This window comes from Shewanella psychrophila (assembly GCF_002005305.1).
In the GTDB taxonomy this organism is placed as follows: Bacteria; Pseudomonadota; Gammaproteobacteria; order Enterobacterales; family Shewanellaceae; genus Shewanella; species Shewanella psychrophila.
The window spans coordinates 1,346,462-1,366,681 of the sequence record NZ_CP014782.1; the positions used below are offsets into that span (position 1 = coordinate 1,346,462).

15 protein-coding genes and 2 pseudogenes are annotated in these 20,220 nt (G+C 45.9%); 7 read left to right on the plus strand and 10 right to left on the minus strand.

The annotated features are described in order from the left end of the window. Positions 1–199: 199 nt before the first annotated feature. From sps_RS06020 to sps_RS06045, 6 genes are all read right to left on the minus strand, one after another. On the minus strand, positions 200–712 hold the full coding sequence (locus tag sps_RS06020) for a YybH family protein (protein ID WP_077751715.1): 513 nt from the start codon (positions 710–712) through the stop codon (positions 200–202). Positions 713–786: 74 nt separating this feature from the next. Beyond that, on the minus strand, positions 787–1,812 hold the full coding sequence (locus sps_RS06025; protein WP_077751716.1) for a copper resistance D family protein: 1,026 nt from the start codon (positions 1,810–1,812) through the stop codon (positions 787–789). After that, the gene (locus sps_RS06030) at positions 1,805–2,203 is read right to left on the minus strand and encodes a copper resistance CopC family protein (RefSeq protein WP_077751717.1); all 399 of its coding nucleotides are present in this window, start codon (positions 2,201–2,203) and stop codon (positions 1,805–1,807) included. Before sps_RS06030 ends, sps_RS06025 begins: the two co-directional genes overlap by 8 nt. A 120-nt stretch (positions 2,204–2,323) precedes the next feature. Continuing rightward, complete coding sequence (locus sps_RS06035) at positions 2,324–3,052, minus strand: copper resistance protein B (RefSeq protein WP_237158003.1); 729 nt, start codon at positions 3,050–3,052, stop codon at positions 2,324–2,326. Between the two features lie 62 nt (positions 3,053–3,114). Then, positions 3,115–5,034, minus strand: a complete 1,920-nt coding sequence (locus tag sps_RS06040; RefSeq protein WP_077751718.1) for a copper resistance system multicopper oxidase — start codon at positions 5,032–5,034, stop codon at positions 3,115–3,117. A gap of 210 nt (positions 5,035–5,244) precedes the next feature. Continuing rightward, a complete protein-coding gene (locus sps_RS06045; RefSeq protein WP_077751719.1) occupies positions 5,245–5,718 on the minus strand; it encodes a hypothetical protein in 474 nt (157 codons plus the stop codon). Between the two features lie 453 nt (positions 5,719–6,171). Here sps_RS06045 and sps_RS06050 point away from each other — a divergent pair, with 453 nt between their 5' ends. From sps_RS06050 to sps_RS06075, 6 genes are all read left to right on the plus strand, one after another. Further along, positions 6,172–6,987 carry a M23 family metallopeptidase gene (locus tag sps_RS06050; protein ID WP_237158004.1) on the plus strand — a complete coding sequence of 272 codons (816 nt, stop codon included), beginning with the start codon at positions 6,172–6,174 and terminating at the stop codon, positions 6,985–6,987. Further along, the gene (locus sps_RS06055; RefSeq protein WP_077755565.1) at positions 6,897–7,304 is read left to right on the plus strand and encodes a bactofilin family protein; all 408 of its coding nucleotides are present in this window, start codon (positions 6,897–6,899) and stop codon (positions 7,302–7,304) included. The genes sps_RS06050 and sps_RS06055 overlap by 91 nt, the downstream gene beginning before the upstream one ends. Before the next feature lie 374 nt (positions 7,305–7,678). Then, positions 7,679–11,278 carry an exodeoxyribonuclease V subunit gamma gene (gene recC / locus sps_RS06060; RefSeq protein ID WP_077751721.1) on the plus strand — a complete coding sequence of 1,200 codons (3,600 nt, stop codon included), beginning with the start codon at positions 7,679–7,681 and terminating at the stop codon, positions 11,276–11,278. Continuing rightward, the gene (gene recB, locus sps_RS06065; RefSeq protein ID WP_077751722.1) at positions 11,278–14,979 is read left to right on the plus strand and encodes an exodeoxyribonuclease V subunit beta; all 3,702 of its coding nucleotides are present in this window, start codon (positions 11,278–11,280) and stop codon (positions 14,977–14,979) included. Before recC ends, recB begins: the two co-directional genes overlap by 1 nt. Further along, entirely contained in the window at positions 14,976–16,970 is a 1,995-nt protein-coding gene (gene recD / locus sps_RS06070; protein WP_077751723.1) for an exodeoxyribonuclease V subunit alpha, read from the plus strand. Before recB ends, recD begins: the two co-directional genes overlap by 4 nt. Next, entirely contained in the window at positions 16,961–17,689 is a 729-nt protein-coding gene (locus sps_RS06075) for a DsbA family protein (protein WP_077751724.1), read from the plus strand. The genes recD and sps_RS06075 overlap by 10 nt, the downstream gene beginning before the upstream one ends. A gap of 17 nt (positions 17,690–17,706) precedes the next feature. On the opposite strand, the gene sps_RS06080 is transcribed toward sps_RS06075, so the two are convergent. Then, positions 17,707–17,940, minus strand: a complete 234-nt coding sequence (locus sps_RS06080) for a hypothetical protein (RefSeq protein WP_169915621.1) — start codon at positions 17,938–17,940, stop codon at positions 17,707–17,709. Between sps_RS06080 and sps_RS06085 the strand changes: the two are divergent. Continuing rightward, positions 17,938–18,171 (plus strand): annotated as a pseudogene (locus sps_RS06085) (transposase); the annotation flags it as partial. The gene sps_RS06080 and the pseudogene sps_RS06085 sit on opposite strands and share 3 nt — an antisense overlap. Positions 18,172–18,449: 278 nt before the next feature. Here the strand turns inward: sps_RS06085 and sps_RS06090 are convergent. From sps_RS06090 to sps_RS06100, 3 genes and pseudogenes are all read right to left on the minus strand, one after another. Continuing rightward, positions 18,450–18,725: a hypothetical protein gene (locus sps_RS06090; protein WP_077751726.1), complete on the minus strand. Its 276-nt coding sequence runs from the start codon at positions 18,723–18,725 to the stop codon at positions 18,450–18,452. Further along, positions 18,722–19,183, minus strand: coding sequence for a hypothetical protein (locus sps_RS06095; protein WP_149027225.1), 462 nt, complete (start codon positions 19,181–19,183; stop codon positions 18,722–18,724). The genes sps_RS06090 and sps_RS06095 overlap by 4 nt, the downstream gene beginning before the upstream one ends. Before the next feature lie 367 nt (positions 19,184–19,550). Then, positions 19,551–20,198: pseudogene (locus sps_RS06100) on the minus strand (outer membrane beta-barrel protein); the annotation flags it as partial. Between the last annotated feature and the right edge of the window lie 22 nt (positions 20,199–20,220).

The following is a 20,220-nucleotide window of genomic DNA, read 5'->3' on the forward strand; positions in this document are numbered from 1 at the left end:
AGCGCACAAAAAGGCATATGTCTTGCCAGAGTTTGTCTCCATACACTCAATCATTGACTATATGGAGTAGCCAGTATCATAGAGAATATATCTGCGTCGATGGAAGCACTACACTCTTTATCGACATATTCCTGCCCATCCTAGGGCTTACCTCGCAGACTAAAACGAGTAGGTTAAAACAAAAATTGAGCCAAAGAGATTAGTTCGACCAATGGATGTGAACGATTTGCCACTCTCCACCAGTTTCCTTATTCAGTACTAAGGTTTCCATCCCCTGACTATCAATCGACTTTCCCTTATACAGACCAGAGGATTTTGTCACCGACGTAGAGATTGCCGTGTTGCCATACACTTGTATCTGCTGCTCGATCATGATTACAGTTAAGCCCTTGAGATAAGCCATATCGGCCTGCATATGATGGCTGGCATATTCCAGTAGTGAACGTTCGACATTACCTCCTTCATAGATCAATACATTTTTTGCCAATATCCTCTTAACTGATGCTTCATTCCCGGTCTGAATAGCACGATGAAATTCACTCACCACTTTGGTCACAGGTTGATCCATACCCATGAACACTTTAGTCGCGGCTTGATGTTCTTCATCACCATGAGCTAATACAAGGCCAGAATAATTGACACCTAAGAGCAGTACTAACCCCAAAAATAGCCCTAAAAAGCATCGCCATTGTTTTTTATGATATCTAGGCATTTCATTTCCTTATTTGCTTTTATATTTAATCTTCTAAGCGGGACAATATGCCCTGCTTTAATCAATTTTCATGTTTACGCTAAGCTTTGTGGTCCCAACACACTGGACAGGACTGCTGTCGTGGTTAAAATCAGACCAGCGATGAAGATCTCGACGCCAATGGATCGCTTCAACATCCCTATGGACTTAGCCAAGCCTTGCTTTGAGTTTGAGATAGGTTCTGAGATAGATTCTGAAATAGTGTTCACCTTCACTGCTAACGATCCTGACTCCAGTGCTTTATCATCAAGCTTAGGCACCAAATGAAACTTGTGCAGTGCGGCTATGGCCAGAATCACCGAGATGATAAATATCTTAATCAAAATGGCTCTTCCATAACCCGTATCGATAAACTCGACTGGACTGTTAATCAGAAGGCTTAGCAAAATCAGTCCTGTGGTAGCGACTACCGCAACGATAAATATGGCTAGCTTGCCAAATAACTCCATGATGCCCTTGAGTGGTTGCGCCTCTAAACGGCCACACATACTCCACAAGGGGATGAGTGAACCAATCCAGACACCAATAGCAACGACATGGACAGCCACCAGCCATTTACCTAAATCATCCATATCGGCACTGTGGCCTATCAAGGTGAATGAGAAGGCCAAACACAGGGCAGCAACAAGAAGCAGAACCAATGCGCTATTTAAAGCGAATCCTGTCCGCTTAACTAGCATAAATGTGGCGGCTAAAACCAAAACGAAACCAGTAATACGCCAAGATACTGATGCCCCTACAGAACTCTGCCATAAGATTTCGGTCATCAGAGGATCCCACATACCTGAAAGACCACTCTCGGCAAACGAACCCACCTGAATGAAGAAATTCATGGTGACGGCCAAGGTTCCGATCAGCGCTCCCTTCCTCATGTAGCCAGAAACGTCGCCAATACCCGTTCCTGTCGTTGCGTCTATTCCCGCTTCCTTAGATATCGACCTAGCATTCATTAAGATCATCAAAAAGCCGCCTAGACTCGTCCCCACGCCAATATAGATGAGCCATTTGGTTATGATGCCTAGTATGTCAAACAGGCTCAGCACCATTAATACATCAGTCATGAGAATGGCTGGCGTGATCGTGCGCAGTCACCTTTTCCATCGCTTTATGGACCATAAAATTAAATTGTCCTTTCATCTTATGGGCATCTTCTCCCATGATCATCCAGCTAACCGAGTAGCTTGAGGGGGTCAATTGAGGCAAGTCCAGAGAAAATTGATTTGAGCTTTGCATCTTGGGCTTGAAACCAAATTTGATGTTATTGCCCCCGCCATCTTTCAGGATCAATTTAACCAGGCGCACCGGACTACTGAAAGTCAACGCCAGCCCTTGGGGCGAGTCTTGTACCATCTCATTCTTAGCTGGACTCGAGTTAACCAGCCCGGAATGCGCCAACGCGGTAGAGCTAAATATCATGGTGGCAGAGATAACGATTGTCTTAATAAATTTCATTTTGACCCCTTCAATTTCTGTTAAAAACTTTGATTGTTTTTTATTTATGCATTTATTCATGCTTTAATTTTTAATGATTTGATTATTAGTTATTTTCTTTATTACTCGGTAAAACTCGGCTTAAAACCAAGCTCTTAAACCGACAACGAATTGAGTTTCACTATCTTCCTCCCCCTCATCCCTCGCATAATCCGCCGTATTGCCAAATTTCTTACTCCAATTCACGCCAATATAGGGCGCAAATTCCCTTACGATTTCATAGCGTAATCTCAGCCCAGCACCAAAGTCAGACAAACCTGACCCGATCCCGACTTCGGGATCATTCTGTCCATAGAAATTCATCTCTATCTCTGGGGTTAAGATGAGTTTCTGGGTGATCAGTAGTTCATACTCACTACTGAAACTCATCGCCGTTCTCCCCTCTTTTCCCACATAAAGCGCCGCATCTATTTCAAAAAAGTAAGGCGCGAGTCCCTGAATTCCCAATACCGCCCAATCACGGGAAGGTGACGGTTTCAAGTCTCGCCTCAGTCCCATCTGCAGATCCCAATAAGGTGCGATCGCCCGGCTATATAAGGCTTGAATTTCGGCATCAACAACCTCTCCCCCCGAATATTCTCCCTCTGTCTTAATCCAGAGTTTATTCAGATCATAGCCAAGCCAGCCCTGTGCCCCCCAACTGGTGGTGCTGTCAGTACTGAGTGAGTTCTCAAATTCATCGATCATCACCTTAGCCAGCAAGGGATCATCGGTTTCCGCGCCAAAAGCTGTGTCAACACTGGAAAAAATAGCCAGTGTGAGCAAAACGATGGCGATAAAGGGATAGCGATTTATCAAATTTGTATTCATTTTCTTCTCCATATTTATTCCCTTCCATGATCTATTTCTTAAGCTTTTACTTGAGCTTATAGTTATGCGTTATTAACTTGGACTCTTCTAAACATGCCCGGCATATGGAATAGCAAATGACAATGGTAAGCCCAACTACCTAACGCATCAGCCGTCACCAGATAACTGATGCTCGAACCTGGTTGCACTATCACTGTGTGTTTGCGGGGAATAAAATCTGGATCGCCCGTTTCTAATTCACTCCACATTCCGTGTAAATGCATAGGGTGGGTCATCATAGTGTCGTTGACTAAGGTGATGCGCACTCGCTCACCAAATTCAAGTTCAAGTGGCGCGGCATCAGCGAACTTGATACCGTTTACCGACCACATATAACGGCTCATGTTTCCGGTGAGATGCAGCTGGATCTCCCGGCTAGGCTGCCTTTTATCCCGTGTAGGAGTCAGTCCCCTGATATCTGCATAGGTGAGAACCTTTCGCTGGTACAAGATCTGGTGATCTCTGAGCCCTATTCCTGGATCGGTCAGGCCACTGCGGGGACTCATCGCCCGCATATCAACCTGGGGACCGAACTCACTGGAAATATGCTTTATTTCATTATTGCTGCCATACCCAGCTAACCCCAGCCCCGTCGCACTAACCTTATTCATGTCCATCTGCATCGAGCCGTGATCCATGCCTTTCATGTTCATGGTTTTGTCACCATTTCCGGACATATCCATCTGCATGGCACTGTGATCCATACCTTTCATGTCCATGGCTTTGTCATCATTTCCGGACATATCCATCTGCATCGAGCCGTGATCCATGCCTTTCATGTTCATGCCCATGTCTCTGTGTGCTAACACGGCGACGGGATCCATTGGTGGGATTAATGGTTTGAGAGCCAGATCTGAAGTCAAACTGCCATAGGTGAACCCCGTGCGATCTATGCTCTGAGCGAAGATACAGTAAGCATTATCCACCTCAGGCTCGACAATCACATCAAAGGTTTCAGCGACACCGATGCGAAACTCATCGACACTGACGGGCTGAATATTCTGACCATCACTGGCCACCACAGTCATCTTCAAACCCGGGATACGCACATCAAAAATACTCATGGCCGCACTGTTTATGAACCTAAGCCTCACTCTTTCGCCCTTGCGAAACAGCCCCTGCCAGCCCTTCTCCGGCGTATTACCATTCATCAGATAGGTATAGGTATATCCGGTCACATCGGAAATATCCCTGTCACTCATACGGCCCTTGTTCCACATAGCGCGCGCATTCCAGGTGTTAACCAAGCCATTATCTGAGATGTCATCGAAGAGATCGACTAAGGTGCGTTCACGAAAGTTGTAGTAATCGGACTGTTTCTTGAGCTTGGCATAGATGGATTCAGGTTCTTCATCTGACCAATCCGACAGCATTACCACGTATTCTCGATCGTATACCACTGGGTCGCTATCCTTAGGATCGATGACAATGGCACCATACATGCCTGTTTGTTCCTGAAAGCCTGAATGACTGTGGTACCAATAAGTGCCACTCTGCTCCACAGAGAAGTGATATTCGAATGTCTCTCCGGGCGCTATGCCCTCAAAACTGATCCCAGGAACACCATCCATCTTTGCCGGCAGAATAATGCCATGCCAGTGAATGGAACTGAACACATCCAGATTATTTTTGACCCTGAGGGTGACCGTTTCTCCCTCTTTCCAGCGAAGCAGAGGTCCGGGAATACTTTGATTAACCACAGTGGCGCGAACATCTGTGCCGGTGAAATTAACGGTCTGATAATCGATACTGAGATCGAATAATTTACCGCTGAGTGTCGTTAACCCTTGACGCATTGATGCGGCTAACACGCTCTGAGTGAAAGGCAGGCTGGCCAACATCATGGCACTTGCTGCCCCCATAACAAATCGTCGGCGAGAGAGACTTGATTGAGGCTCGAGTACTAATTTTTGAATATTTGATAGTGTGTTTTTTGAAGCCATAGGGCCTCCGAATATACACAGCCTGAAAAATAATTCAGTAAAATTGCTGACCCTTAAGGATGAATAGTTAGCCTATGGGTCAATGAAATTTCAGGCCTAGAGCTGAGTTGACGTCAAAGCGAACAGGAAAATCTGAATAGAGTTCACTCTATGGGACGCAGTTAGCGGCAAAAGGAACAGAGCGTGAATTTTAAACGGATCTGTGCCTTATCAGGCGAATATTGGAGGACGGTATAGCGAAGAAGGGAATTGATTTAGCGTCGACACGGTAAACACACTCATCTTAAGTAAAGGATGTGTTGTCGTATCAAAAACAGGCAAAGCCATGGTTAAAGCCACTGAAGAACAAGAGCCCATGGCACAATTGCACACGCTCTTACAGCAGTCTTGATGCTCATGGCCATCACTTATCATAGTCTGGGATAAGCTTGACTGAGCCGAGTCTAGGCCCATCGTGGCTTTACTCGATGTAGAGGTCAAGATAACATCTTCGGACATATTGCTATGAAGCATCTGACCTTGAATCGTAGAACTGTGAGTCATCCCATTTTGAGACATGCTCATGGACATTGAATATGGCATGATCACAGACGCGTATGCCTGACCGACAAATGTCAGTAGCATCAACATCAAGATGACCCCTTTACCTTTATTCAAAATGACCTCAACAGAAACGATTAACATTTTTAGCATAACCTAGGGCGTGTCATTTTTAAACCCTATTTTAAATGATGCCAGTATTGACTATGCCCGATATGCGTATTTTTAGCCTGATATTTTAATCAACTTCTCGATCTAGTTTCAGGTGAGATGTATTTAAATTCAAGTGTAAATACAGCTAACCCCTAAGGTTTATTTACAGGTCAATCAGTCCATTCGCCACAAGGGTAACACTTGTTAATCAACTGAATTCAAGTGAAATAATCACATTAACGAGTTATAATTGTCGTTCTTTTAAGTCTATATTGCTGACCACTGGGCAGCGAACGCTTTATTGAAGAGTCACAATTGAAAAATCTAGTTACAGTTTCATTCTCAACAATTAATGGCTCAAGACATTTCAGGCTAGATAAACGATCCCAGAGAGGGATACGTTGGGCTTTCTTATGCTTTATTTTCATAAGTATATTTATCCTGATGTCCTTGGTTTACCTGTCTGAAACCGCTATTGATGCCAAGACTAAACAAGCCTCTTTGCAAATTCAATCTCTCGAGTTATCAGAGGATCTGGATGTTTTGATGAAGTTGAAGGGGCAACTCGAGCAAGAGTTGACGATGCGAGAATCTCATCTGCTACAGGTCTCTAATCGACTCGGCGATCTGGAACAAATGTTAGGTGTCACAATAAAAGATGAGCCCGGATTACAGAGTCGGCTAGATACTGCCGCTATTACATCAGCAGTGAGGATAACGTTACTGCAAGAATTACCCAATGGCGCCCCGGTTAAAAATGCCAGGATCTCTTCTAACTTTGGCACGCGAACTCACCCAATTACCGGTAAGAAGCGCAGTCACAATGGAATTGATTATGCGGTTAATACCGGAACGCCGGTCTACGCGACCGCAGATGGTGTTGTAGAAGTGACGCGTCCGAGTAATACAGGATCGGGAAATTTCCTTCGTTTACAACACTCATTTGGGATAAGCAGCTCTTATTCACACTTACAAAAATTTAATGTCGCAGCGGGTGCCTTTATTAAAAAAGGTGATTTAATTGCGTATTCAGGAAATACCGGCATGTCTTCCGGGCCACATTTGCACTATGAAGTGCGCTTTGTTGGACGGCCAAAAAACCCAAGAAACTTTGTTGAATGGGATCTGGAAAACTTTGATTCTCTCTTTGAAAAACAAAAAGGTATACGATGGGATTACTTGGTAAAAACAGTCGAGCAACGGGTGAGCTCACAACTACAACTGTCATCGCAAAAGGTTGCCATATCGCCGGCGAGCTGAGGTTATCCGGCCATATTCAAATTGACGGATTTATCGAAGGAAAAATGAATACGCAGCAAACCATCATAGTCAGTAATGAAGGGAGAGTGAAAGGCGAGCTGTGGGCAGACAAGCTCATCGTCAGTGGTCTAGTGGAAGGAAATTGCTATGCTGACACCATACAAATTTTGGCTAATGGTAAAATCAACGGAAAGATTTACAGTGATAACTTGAGCATCGAGCTTGGGGGATGCTTCCTTGGAGAAACCCAATTAAGTATTACAGATCGGGTTATTGAGCATGACGAAACCAATATCGAAACTTTAAAAACCGCTTAACATCTCGCCATTTCACTGGCGAGTAACAGTAAACATAGACAAAATGTTGGCCATTTCCTTAATTTATTATGGGTAATACCTGTAGGTGAAATGGCTAACACAGCCTGCTTCAAACATAGATCCTTGTAAGCCACATCAAACACTGTTTCAACTCTTTCCCATTTTCAACAGTGACCTCACAGCTATACCGATTGATACTAATGAAAAATCATCAATCAGCCGTTTTAATCATGGCTTTCATTGGACATCTAAATTCAATCACATAAAATGGTTTCACCTATTTGAATCCGCTTCGTTGCTGCTGATTTCTAGAGGTATATAAACTCTAGTCTTCTATTTCATATAGCTTTTTCAAACTCTTCTTTAGGAATTTTATGCTCTATCTTGTTCAGTCTAATCGAATGGAAGCACTCTCGGCGCAACTAGCCGAGGAGTTACAGACGCCCATTGCCGGTATGCCAGTGTTAATGCCTGAACATGTGCTAGTCCAAAGCCCAGGAATGTCGACCTGGCTTAGACTGGAAGTTGCCAAGAAGAACAAGATAGCCGCGGCGCTGGAGTTCCCTCTGCCTTCAAGCTTTATCTGGCAACTCTGTCACATACTGTTGCCCGATGTACCTAAGGAAAATGCCTTCACCAAACCCGCCATGACCTGGAAATTGATGGAGCTGCTGCCAGCACTGTTGCATGTCGAGGAGTTTGCCCCGCTGAAAAACTATCTTAACGCAGGGTCTAGCAAAGAGACGAACACAAGAGCTAACACAGATGAGGCAGATGATAATCCACTGAAACTGTTTCAATTGTGTGGCCAAATAGCCGATATCTTCGATCAATACCTGGTTTATCGCCCGGATTGGATTGCTGCTTGGGAGGCCAATGAGCCAACACTGCCTCCCAAGGGGGACAAATTATCCCAGGCTCAAGCCTGGCAGCCGATGTTATGGCGAGCCCTGATTGAGTTTAATAACCAAGTCCTTGGTAAGAGCCAATACCACAGGGCAAATTTACATCAATCTTTATTCGATGCCCTGGACAACCCCAACACTTCACTCGACGGTCTGCCGAGACGTTTATTCGTATTTGGAATATCTTCCATGGCGCCACAGACATTGGATGTACTCTATCATCTGGCCAAGCGTATCGATGTGATCATGCTTAACTTGAGTCCTTGTCAGCATTACTGGGGAGATATAGTCGATCCACGCCTGCGCGCCCGCATGGCATTGGAATATGCCGATAAACAAAAGCTTGAACAAGACTGGGAAGATAAACTCGAGGTAGGTAACCCGTTACTGGCCAATAATGGCAAGATGGGTCGTGAGCTACTTGATCTTATTCTCGAGCTTCCCGAAGAGCACGCCAATTTTAACTTCGAGTGCTATCAAGACCCTGGTACTGATAGCCTACTGAGTGGCATTCAACATGACATTCTTGAACTCAGTACCCGAGAAAGAAGCTTAGGCCCGGATGCCTCCCTGTATCTGACAGTCGATGGACGCCGGACTTTGACTAAATCTGATGACTCGCTGACGCTTCGAAGCTGTCATAGCCCGCTGCGGGAAATTGAAACCTTGCATGACCATCTGCTGGATATGCTCTCCCGAACACCCGAAGACCCAGACGAGCCATTGCTTGCCAAAGATATCGTTATCATGTTGCCCGATGTCGCCGCTTATGCCCCTTACATCGATGCCGTCTTCTCAGCAAAACACGGCGCGCATTATATTCCTTATGCCATAGCCGACAGGGGCGCAGCCCAGGAATCGCCATTAATCAACAGCTTCTTGCATATTTTATCGATCAACCAGAGCCGTTTTGGCTTGACCGATATCTTAGGTATTTTAGAAGTCCCTGCGGTATTAAGACGCTTCGAATTAGATGATGAGTCACTCAACTTAATTCGGCATTGGCTCGAACAGGCGGGGGTGCGTTGGGGACGAGATGAAACCAGCCGCACCGCTCAGTCACTGCCCGCTTTCGATAAAAACTCCTGGGCATTTGGCATCAAACGTCTCATCTTAGGTTACGCCTTCAGTGACGATGCTCCGCTCTATCAAGACACCTTATTAGTGACAGGTATTGAGGGACAATCGGCCCAAGCCCTTGGCAAGTTACTCAATTTTATTGAGACATTAGATGGCTATCAACAACTGCTTGGGCAGACCAGCTCCATAGAAGAGCGAATGAGCCAACTCGCCCAGCTTCTTGAAGATGTTTATGAGGTCGACGATGAAGAGCGTATGCAACTGCAAGCCATACGCGAAGCGATCAACAAGTTGAAAACTGAGCTTATAGAAGCCGGACAAGTTACACCACTCAATACCCAAGTGTTGCAAAACTGGTTTAATAGCACCTTGAGTGAGTCCAGCGTCGGTCAAAGATACCTGGCAGGTAGCGTCAATTTCTGTACCTTGATGCCCATGCGCTCCATCCCTTTTAAAGTGGTGTGTCTGGTTGGCATGAATGATGGCATCTACCCTAGAGTTCAGCACCCGGTAGGCTTCGACCTTGTGGCTCAATTTGGGCCAAGAAAAGGCGACCGTTCTCGCAGGCTGGATGACAGATACTTGTTTTTAGAAGCGATCCTCTCGGCCAGAGAGCAGCTCTATATCAGCTATATCGGCCACAGCGAGCGCGATAACTCCGAGCGAATTCCCTCTATGCTAGTGTCTGAATTAGTGGAGTATTGCCAGCTCTGCTATCTACCAGAGGGCTTTGAGCCTGATACACTCAATCAAGAGCCTGGCGATAAGCCTGATATCTCGGCCATCGAAAAAGCCATCCACCAGCAATTATTAATCGAGCAACCGCTGCAACCGTTCGATGAACGCCTGTATATGAACCAGAAGCCCTCCTTAGTTCATGGACTTAAACAAAGTTATTCTGCCCAATGGTGTCCGAGTCCAGCAAACGAGGTAGATGAGACTAACCGGGCACAACGCTTTATCGATACCGGAATAAACATCATCCAATCCAGCGACATCGTCGATAGCTTAAATCTCGTGGAAGTAGATAATGAGCTTGAAGTCTCGGCGCTTATTCGTTTCTTCAGAAACCCGGCCCAGTACTTCTTCAATCGTAGCCTCAAGGTCGATTTAGGCTTAAATATTCAGGCCGACGATAACGATGAACCCTTTAGCCTCAATCCCCTGGAGCGTTACAAGCTTCAGGCATCTCTGCTAGATAATGCCATCTCACAGAAACTCGATATGCCCGATGAGATATTGCTGCAGCGATTAAAAGCCAGTGGCGAGCTGCCGCTTCACCCCTTCGACGATCTGTTACTCAATCAATATCTACATGACATTCAGCCCTTAATCGGCCGCGCCGTCTATCTTCAGGGGGATAACCAGCGTTCCATGGATATCGCGCTAAACTTCACCCAAGCCGACGGCGTGGATGAGCCTATCATCTTAGTCGGTCGCATCGATGACTTGTGCGCTAAAGGCCTAGTGAACTATAGGCCCGGCACAGCCAATGGCCGGGATCTTATCCGCGTCTATATCAGACATCTGTGTATTTGTGCCATGGACTCAATTAACACCGCTGACAGACTGCCGCATATCAGTTACTTGCTTGATATCGGCCACTTCCATGCTTTTCATTGCCTGACACAAACCCAAGCCAAGGCTCAACTTAGCCAATGGCTGGCTTACTTCCAGTCGGGGCAAGTTCATCCCTTGATGTTTATGCCAAGAACCGCCCTCGCCTATGTTGAAGCCGAAGGCGATCATCATGATAAGTTACTCGAAGCCCAGAGTCAGTGGCTCGATGAGCAGAGCCAGTTAGGTGAAGGTATGGAGCCTCATTATCAACGCCTGTTTAGTTTCCCTGATGATTTTTCAGAAGCAGAGTTCGGACACATTGCCATGACACTACTTAGCCCCATGCTTAGCCTGTATCACAAAGACAAGCTCAGTGAGCTGGCCAACTTCGTCGAAGGTGGACTCGTCTCTGCAAAGGGAGATAAATAATGTCATCAGCACCTTCAACAGCGAATAAGAATACACATCACAACACATCTCAGGCCTTAGATACGCTAACCTTGCCCTTCGGTGGCAGTCGTCTAATAGAAGCCAGTGCCGGCACAGGGAAAACCTTTACCATAGCCGGCCTGTATGTGCGTCTGTTACTCGGCCACGACATTGACAAGCCCCTCAGCTGTGAGCAGATATTGGTTGTGACCTTCACCAACGCTGCCACAGGTGAGTTAAGGGACCGTATTCGTAAGAAAATCCAACTGGCCTACCGCCATTTTATCGGTATAGATACCGGCGATGAACTGATAACATCTCTGTACCAGATCACGCCAGAGTCCGAGCGTCCCTTAGCGCTTAAACGTCTGGATCTGGCATTAAAATCTCTGGATGAAGCTTCAATTTTCACCATCCATGGATTCTGTCAGCGAATTTTAGCCGATATGGCCTTCGAATCATCCCTGTTGTTCGAGTCTGAGTTTACCTTGGACGACAGTGAGTTTTTGCACCATGCGGTACGGGACTTTTGGCGTGAACACTGTTATCCGTTACCTGGCTCCCTTGCCGAGATCATTCAAAAGAAGTTTGCCGATCCCGATGCCCTGTCTAAGCAGCTCAGACCACTGCTTGGTGCGAGTCAGGCTAATGCCCATCCACAGCCACAGGACTTTAAGAAACTACAGGACACACTCACACAGAGCATGAGCCGACTCAAGCTCATTTGGCCCAGAGAGCGCGAAGCTGTCGAGATCTTGCTGCATTCACTGCCCCTCAATGGCGTACGTTTCGGTAAGAAGCCTGATGGCTACCCTAAATTGGCCATTATGCTCGATGCCATGGACAACTGGTGTAAATACAGCATGAGTTTGCCACCGATAAAAGTGATGGAGAGTCTTTCACTGAGCGGCATTAAGCTCAATAAAGGTGGCGAGGTGCCAACCCCGGAGCAGGCACCGGTATTGGATCATATCGAGCGACTGTGTTTACTCATCAAAGATTTCATCCCTAGCTTCCTCTATTGTGCCAGAGACGGCATATCGAGGCGTTTTTCATCGCAAAAGTCTGAGCGTAACTTGATGACGCCGGACGATCTCTTACTCACCCTAGAGCAAGCTCTGCGTCCAGACTCAGGGGAAGAAAACAAAAATAGCTTGGCTAACTTGATAGCCAAGCGCTTCCCCGTGGCTCTCATCGATGAGTTTCAAGATACCGACCCCTTGCAGTTCGCTATTTTTAACCGTGTCTACCAGCAAAAATTGACCTCAGAGACAGAAGAGGCCGCGCTTGTTCCGGCTAATCAGACATCAAAAAATGTCAGCCTGTTAATGATTGGCGACCCCAAACAAGCCATTTATGCTTTCAGGGGCGCCGACATTCACACCTATATTCAGGCGCGAGAACAAACTAAACAGCACTATAGTTTGGGCACTAATTACCGCTCCAGCCGTAATATGGTCTTGTCGGTCAACGCCCTGTTTGAGAATCGAGACGATCCTTTTATCAGTGACGCCATCCCCTTCGAGTCAGTGCAGCCGTCATCTTTCGCCGATAAAAAAATCTTTATTGAAAAGAGTGCAGACACATCAGCGCTGAAGATAAAACTACTGAGTGAAGATCCCGAAAAGGGACTCAACAAAGCCAGCGCCAGAAAACGTTTGGCCGAGGACGCCGCGGCCGAAATAGCCAGGTTGCTGACAGAATCACAAGCTGGCCAATGCAGTATCAGTGGTAAAGCACTCAAAGCCCAAGACATCGCCGTGCTGGTGCGCGACAGAAACGAAGCGGCGGTTATACGAGAATCATTATCTCAACGTCAAATTGGCTCGGTATTCTTAAGTCGGGACAGCGTATTTAATACCTTAGAAGCCCGCGAGTTAGCCTTAATATTACATGCCTTGGCCACGCCTAAAGATGAGCGAGCGCTGCGCTCTGCCTTGGCCACCTCCTTATTAGGTTATAACGCCACATCTATTCATGGATTCAACCAAGATGAAATGATTAGGCAAGACTTGCTGGAGCAATTCGATAGCCTGCATCAGCATTGGCTAAGACGGGGGATCATGCCAGCCCTACTCAGTCTTGCCAATGAGACTCAGCTTATCGAACGTTTACTCCAAGGCGATGATGGCGAGCGACGTCTGACCGATTTCAGACACTTAGCCGAACTTCTGCAGCAAAAGGCCACAGAGCTTGATGGTATAAGTGCCTTGGTCAACTGGTACGAGCAAGCCCTTATCGCCAACAATGCCAATGAAGAGGCCCAGCTCAGGCTATCTAGCGAACAGAACCTAGTGCAAATCGTCACCATACATAAGAGTAAGGGACTGGAATATCCCGTCTGCTTCATCCCTTTTGTCAGTCTGGCCAGAGATAACCGCCGTAAGCCAGCCCCCATGCTCTACCATGAGAAGAACCGTCTCATATGGGATATAGAGCAAACTGATGATGGCTGGGAACGCCATAAACGGGAAAACTTAGCCGAAGATCTGCGACTCTTATATGTCGCCATGACGCGTCCGGTTTATCAATGCTACCTCTATATCGCCAACCATAGCCGTTTCACTAAGAAAGCGGGGATCACCAGCCAACTCCATGAAACCGGGATTGGCTACCTGCTTGGAATAGAAGACAAAGCCTGTGATTTTTCTCGCATTCAAACTCAGGCTCAATCTTTAATGAGTGATGCCATCAGTGTCAGTGATATCCAAGATGATATCTCGACTCAAGCCTTGATAAGCGTTACCGATGAAAAATGCACCTTAGCGCCTAAGGTGCTTAAGCGAACACTCTATACACCATGGCGTGTGGGCAGTTACTCGGGGTTAGTCAAAGACTTGCCCCATGAGCGTGTTGCACCGGGCGCCGATGATGAAAGCTTCCCCGAACTTGAAGTCATTCAAGATGAGGTCGACCCGGCGCCTTCTCGATTTACCTTCGAGCGCGGGGCCAATGCCGGTAGCTTTATGCACTTAGTGCTGGAGCTGATTGATTTCACCTTGGCCGAGGCGCAGCTGCCTGTTCAACTGCCCATCGCCATGGAAAAATACGGCATCGATGAGACTTGGTTTACCATGCTCAATGCCTGGTATCTAGATATTCTCGATGCCTCCCTGACTCAAGATGGCGCACTGACATTAGCTCAGCTAACTCCGGGGCAAAAATTGGTGGAGATGGAATTTTATCTGCCCATCAAGCAACTAAAGGCAGAAGAACTCAATCACGTGCTCGAAGGTTATGGTTACAGCGCCGGACTGAATTTTGAATCGCTCAAGGGAATGCTTAAGGGCTTTATTGATTTGACCTTCGAGTACCAAGGTCAATTCTACATCGCCGATTACAAATCGAACCACCTGGGTGATGATTTCTCTCATTATGGTTTCGATGCCATGGCAGGCGCTATTCGCAGCCATAGGTACGACTTGCAGTACATCATCTACACCTTAGCCCTGCATAGATTCTTAGGCTTGAGAATGCAAAATTATGATTATGACCAACACATAGGTGGCAGTTACTACCTGTTTCTGCGTGGCATGTCAGTGAGTTCACCTCAGTCCGGGATCTTCTATGATAAGCCGCCTAAAGCGCTTATCCAGGCGCTGGATGCGCTATTTGACAGTGAGCAAGCGGTAGGTGATAGAGGAAACGAGCAAGTGGTGAAGACTGCACTAGATAACGATCAGTTGGAGCTTAAGTTATGATCCAGTCAACGCAACCCATAAAGACCCTGCTGAAGTTATGGGAGAGTGAACGTCTCATTACGCCACTTGACCGTCATTTTGCCCTAGAGCTGGCAGAATTTCATCGACAACAGCTTAATCACCACAGTGAGAGCGATAATGAGCTATTTCTGCTCATATGTGCCCTGCTCAGTCACCAGCTCTCTCAGCAGCACACCTGCTTGCCCGTAGAGCAAATCTTGCTGGATAACCCCATGAATGAGCAGGTATCTCAGTGCAAAATTACCTGCAGTCACGATGAATTGCTTAACGTATTGAGCCAGTTCAACGCCATAGGTGTTCCTCAAGATGACGTTCAGGCGGTGAGCTCGGCGCCTATGGTACTAGACCAAGGCTCCCTCTATCTGCAGCGCTATTATCAATTCGAGACTCAGGTGGCTGATAAGCTTATCAACTTGGCTAAAGGTGAGATCCAAGATATCCCAGCGTCGACTCAGGAGACCTTAAACATACTGTTTCCCCGCACTGCAGACACAGATTCCCCTCTATATGATTGGCAGAAAATAGCCACGGCGACGGCGTTCACCCAGAAAATGGCGGTGATCACAGGCGGACCTGGCACAGGAAAAACCACCACAGTCACCAAGTTACTCTACCTGATGACTCAAGAAGCCGACTTGACGATAAAACTGGTCGCCCCGACGGGTAAGGCAGCCGCCAGACTTAGCGAGTCGATCAAGGCCTCTAAGCTGAGGTTAAAAGCTGAGCTCACCCCTTTCGCAGGCACAATCGATGTACAGAGTTTAAATAGGGTTCCCGAGGAGGCGTCGACGTTACACAGGTTACTCGGCGTTATTCCTAACTCGCCTCAATTTCGCCATCACAAGGATAATCCCCTCAGACTGGACTTGTTAGTGGTCGATGAGGCTTCTATGGTCGACCTTCCTATGATGCACAAGTTACTGTCGGCCTTACCTAGCCATGCCAGACTCATCTTACTTGGGGATCAGGATCAGCTTGCATCCGTCGAGGCCGGCGCCGTGCTCGCCGACATTTGCGACGGACTTAAGACAGACAAGAGCCAATCGCTAAAGTGGCAGATGCGTTACTCTGCACCATATTCCAAACGCTTATCAGATCTCACAGAGAATGATTTAAGCGGGTTTACCAGCACATCTCCTGGCATAGGTGACAGTTTATGTATGCTGATGCACAGCCATAGATTTAAGGGCGATGCCGGGATCGGCCAGTTGGCAAGTGCGGTCAATAACTCTGACAAATCACGCATCATGGAAGTATGGCAAACTGGCTACGATGAGCTGTTCTGGATTGAACATCAGAAAACCAGCACAGGCAATAGCGGACTCGAGCAGTTAATGACTCAATCGGTAAGTCACTACAAGGCCTATTTGGAGATGGCTAACAAGCCGCAAAGCGATCCCCTAGAAATCATAGAATGTTATAACCAGTTCCGTATATTGTGCGCCATGCGTGCAGGCGAATACGGCGTTGATGGCATCAATCAAGGAGTGAAAGACGCCTTGAAACAGGCCAAGTTAATCTCGCCTGAGCATGAGTTCTATTCAGGTCGTCCAGTCATAGTACAGAGCAATGATTACAACCTAGGCTTATTTAACGGTGATATCGGTCTTATTTTACCCGATAGAGTCAACCCGCAAGCAAGCGGTGGTGCCCCTCGTTTGATGGCACACTTTATCCAAGCTGATGGCAGTATCTTAAAGGTTCTCCCGGCTCGTCTACCGAGCCACGATACCTGCTTCGCCATGACGGTACATAAGAGTCAAGGCAGTGAATTTAGCAAGGTTGCCATGGTGCTCCCCCTCTGGCCTAGCCAAGCACAAAAACAGCTACTCACTAAGGAGCTGGTGTATACGGCCATCACTCGTGCCAAGCACCACTTTACTTGTCTGGGCACCCAAACCGTCTTCGAGCAGGCCAGTCTACAGGCAACCAAGCGTTCATCTGGACTGGCGAGGCGACTATGGAACTAAACCATCTCAGTAAAATAAATAACGGAAACACACTAAGCGACAAACTACTTAGCGGAAAAACAGCCCGCGAAAAATCAACTCACAAAAAGCCAAGAGTCTATTACGTATATGACCCCATGTGCAGCTGGTGCTGGGGTTACGCTCCAACCTGGAGTAAACTGAGGGCAGCACTAGAAGAGTCAGGAATATGGGTCGAATATCGTCTCGGTGGCCTAGCACCAGACTCAGACCTTCTTATGCCAGATGAAATGAAGGCCTTTCTTGAGCAGACCTGGCATAAAATAGCAGCACAACTTGGCACCGAGTTTAATTTCGATTTTTGGCGCCAGTGTCAGCCCAGACGCTCAACCTACCCTGCGTGCCGTGCCGCCTTGATTGCCAGAGAGGCGGGACTTGAACAACTCATGCTTGAGGGCATTCAGCAGGCCTATTACCTTAAAGCCATGAACCCATCGGATCTCTCCACCCTAATATCAATTGCCGCATCCATAGGCATAGGCCCCAAAGAGTTTGCCCTGCAACTGAGCAGTGAGGCGATAAACCATCGCTTGATGACAGAAATACACAAGGTTCAGGCACTGCCCATTCAAGGCTTCCCCTCTTTGGTGCTGGAACACAATGGCAGCCTTAGCCCGATACCACTTGACTATCTGGATTATCAAACCAGCTATCGACACTTAATCAACAGCTTAAACAACGGCTTAAATAAAATGGAATAAGTTTACCTCAGCGTGATTTAGGGCCTGACTCCTGTTTCTTTATCACCGTTTGGAGCTTGTTTATAAGCCAGCGCCAGAGTCTCTGGCTTCATCTGAGCCAGCAAGTTACCTGAGATCACTAAGCCCAAACCTAAGCTCGAATACACAGACCAGTGGTAATCTTCAAACAGGCTCGACACGGCTAAGGCGACGATGGGCGTGATCAACATCAGATAATAAAGATGTGCCTGTCCTATCTTTTTTATCTTCAAAACATCCGAAAAGCCATCTATACAACCAATGCTATCGAGTCATTAAACAGTGTGATTAGGAAAGCAATCAAGAATCGTAAGCTCTTCCCAAATGATGACTCAGCGAAGAAAGTCGTTTACTTGGCGATCATGCAAGCTTCGAAGAAGTGGACCATGCCGATAAGAAACTGGAAACCAGCACTCAATCGTTTTATTATTGAATTTGAAGATCGAATAGCAGACTACATATAAAATAGGTAGTTACACAGAATCTGCTACAGGGTCTTGACTAGTACACTATGTGGGTACATTCCAGTTATTAACTTTCAAAATTCTGTATATTTCCCTTTTAAATTAGCACATGCCTTTAACAAACATAGCAGCGAAGCTGCAATCTGAGCGAGAGTTAAATATGAAAATACCTTTGATAAGCCATTATTGAAAACCCATAAAGTTTACAAAATAATCATTCCACGCAAAGGCGCGTAGAGCCAAGATCCTGTCTATGTTCCACTGTTTTAACAATACGTTTATTTCGTCAATGCTTTAACGTTATCACCCATTGAAATGTAAGCGCCTTTTGTTGGTTCGTCATCACCAACTGCTCGTACTGAATATCTAAAGCCAGTAATGGTATCAGGTTTCAATAACATGAAATATGTGTAACCTTCACCACTGCTCATGTAGTAAATTGGCGATCCTTTGGCACCACACACTTTGTTTTCATTGTCACACGTCGGTTTGATGTAAATTGTTGATGGCCGATCCAACTTATAATCGAACTTGATATATGACTTACTTTTCATTTTTTGCTAACTTTCATCGATACGTTAGTTAAAATACTTCCTTCCTGATCATCTAGTTTCTTTCCAAAGAAACCATCACATATCTGATCATTGCCAATGCGGAACGATAACTTGACGTTATCATCTTCATACTTGTTCTCTTTGCATAGACTTAGGTTGTTCAATATAACCGATGATGTTTGAGTAACAGAAACACCGTTTAGCTCAATCAATAAATCAACCGTTTTATGATTCTGGTCATACGCCACTAACTCAGTACCAAGATAATATCCGCTTGCAGTCCCATTAACACCGTGCAAACGAGTGATTGCTGAATAACCTTTGTTTAGTTCTTGATTGAACGATTCATAATATCCACCCGTTACTTTTGCATCATAGGTAACGTGTAGTTTACTTTGACCAGCGAAAGCACATACAGGCATCAGTGCAACTAAAAGTAACGCTTTATTTATATTCATGATTTTTACCCTCTTCAGACAACTAATTAATACTTCTTGATGCGTGAGGAAATCATCTCGACTAATGCTGATAATTTTACGGGTTCCACCGAACGGGTTCATATATTCAGCTTCCGCCTCAACGGTAAAGCCGAAGCTTGTATATACTTTTCGGAATATTTATCTCTAACGAATAACATTCGCATGAATAGAAAACCACTAACGATAGAAGAAACTAAATGTTAACTAGTAGACACCACGCTTACCCTTCTTTGATTGTGATCTCATCTCAATCATGGCAGATTGCGATGCCGCTAAATACTAAGGTGACCATTATCTTGGAGATACCTTCGCTTCTCTAGCATTCCACGGCAAAGGAGCATAGAGTCTAAAAGTTGTATTTCACACCCACTTGCATCGAGGTTTCATTGATGTTTGTACTTGCGCTTATCATATTACGGGAGCTGACATTCGCGACAGCTGACCAATTCTCGGTAAGCGCATAATCGTTACCAAAGTAAATTTCATGAATTTTTAGTTTGGCACTTTGATTTTCCACTGCTGAGTAGTTGTATGAAAAATTCACTTTATAGCTTTTAGAAACTTGGAAATAAGTACCTATTTCACCGGCGACACCACCTATTGTATTACTGTCTTTTGTTATGACACCTGGAGCAGGGTCTTCACTACGTTTATATATTGATTCTGAAAATTTGTAATCAACATAGCCTAATGAAACGTAAGGAGTAAACTTATTCACTGGTACGAAGTAACCTAATGAATAATATTGCCTTGTAGTTGAGAAATAATTTTGTCCAGATTCAGAACCAGAACCAGTATCGTTAGCCCAAGCTCTAGCCCATTTATTTCCATCGTAAGAATTATAGCCAATATTGTAACTAGCAAATACATTATCGTAGAAATTCCAAGATACATCGAAGAATGCACCGAGTGCGCTTTGAGCGTGATCATCTCCAAATAATTCATTATCAGCCTCACCAAACTGTAAGCCTGTTGAAATATAAGAAAAATCATTGTTAGCACTTGCTAGCGGGCAG

What these genes read in the sequence shown, in the direction of transcription:
- sps_RS06095 (WP_149027225.1), bottom strand. Translation starts at nt 19,183, where the DNA reads ATGAATATAAATAAAGCGTTACTTTTAGTTGCACTGATGCCTGTATGT.
- sps_RS06055 (WP_077755565.1), top strand. Translation starts at nt 6,897, where the DNA reads ATGGGATTACTTGGTAAAAACAGTCGAGCAACGGGTGAGCTCACAACT.
- sps_RS06030 (WP_077751717.1), bottom strand. Translation starts at nt 2,203, where the DNA reads ATGAAATTTATTAAGACAATCGTTATCTCTGCCACCATGATATTTAGC.
- recC (WP_077751721.1), top strand. Translation starts at nt 7,679, where the DNA reads ATGCTCTATCTTGTTCAGTCTAATCGAATGGAAGCACTCTCGGCGCAA.
- recD (WP_077751723.1), top strand. Translation starts at nt 14,976, where the DNA reads ATGATCCAGTCAACGCAACCCATAAAGACCCTGCTGAAGTTATGGGAG.
- sps_RS06050 (WP_237158004.1), top strand. Translation starts at nt 6,172, where the DNA reads ATGTCCTTGGTTTACCTGTCTGAAACCGCTATTGATGCCAAGACTAAA.
- recB (WP_077751722.1), top strand. Translation starts at nt 11,278, where the DNA reads ATGTCATCAGCACCTTCAACAGCGAATAAGAATACACATCACAACACA.
- sps_RS06075 (WP_077751724.1), top strand. Translation starts at nt 16,961, where the DNA reads ATGGAACTAAACCATCTCAGTAAAATAAATAACGGAAACACACTAAGC.
- sps_RS06025 (WP_077751716.1), bottom strand. Translation starts at nt 1,812, where the DNA reads ATGACTGATGTATTAATGGTGCTGAGCCTGTTTGACATACTAGGCATC.
- sps_RS06090 (WP_077751726.1), bottom strand. Translation starts at nt 18,725, where the DNA reads ATGAAAAGTAAGTCATATATCAAGTTCGATTATAAGTTGGATCGGCCA.
- sps_RS06045 (WP_077751719.1), bottom strand. Translation starts at nt 5,718, where the DNA reads ATGTTAATCGTTTCTGTTGAGGTCATTTTGAATAAAGGTAAAGGGGTC.
- sps_RS06035 (WP_237158003.1), bottom strand. Translation starts at nt 3,052, where the DNA reads ATGAATACAAATTTGATAAATCGCTATCCCTTTATCGCCATCGTTTTG.
- sps_RS06020 (WP_077751715.1), bottom strand. Translation starts at nt 712, where the DNA reads ATGCCTAGATATCATAAAAAACAATGGCGATGCTTTTTAGGGCTATTT.
- sps_RS06040 (WP_077751718.1), bottom strand. Translation starts at nt 5,034, where the DNA reads ATGGCTTCAAAAAACACACTATCAAATATTCAAAAATTAGTACTCGAG.